The sequence below is a fragment of the Brevibacillus sp. SIMBA_040 genome, assembly GCF_046535075.1.
Classification (GTDB): domain Bacteria; phylum Bacillota; class Bacilli; order Brevibacillales; family Brevibacillaceae; genus Brevibacillus.
Genome location: NZ_JAWRXI010000180.1, coordinates 1 through 273 on the forward strand (window position 1 = coordinate 1; position 273 = coordinate 273).

Consider the following 273-nt stretch of genomic DNA (forward strand, 5'->3'; position numbering starts at 1 on the left):
TTTGGCGTTTTGAGCGGATCGGTTGGTACTTACTGGTGTTGCTGATGGTGTGCGGCTTGATTGGCCTGTTCTCTCGTGGGCTGCTCAGTACCCGAGATGTAAACAGTATGGATGGCAGCGTCAGGGTGGAATACGAGATGTTCCACCGTAACGGCTCAATGAATTCGATGAAGATCAGCGTGAACGGAAAACCTGAAACACAAATCGAACTGGATTTGTCCGGGGAAATGTTAGAGGGCTTCAGCATCGAGTCGCTGCAGCCTGAACCGTTGC

Annotated in this window: 1 protein-coding gene; it reads left to right on the forward strand. The window is 51.3% G+C overall.

What is annotated here, in order from left to right:
• The coding region (locus SB752_RS32455) for a hypothetical protein (protein ID WP_410719505.1) at positions 1-273 on the forward strand (273 nt) is incomplete at both ends.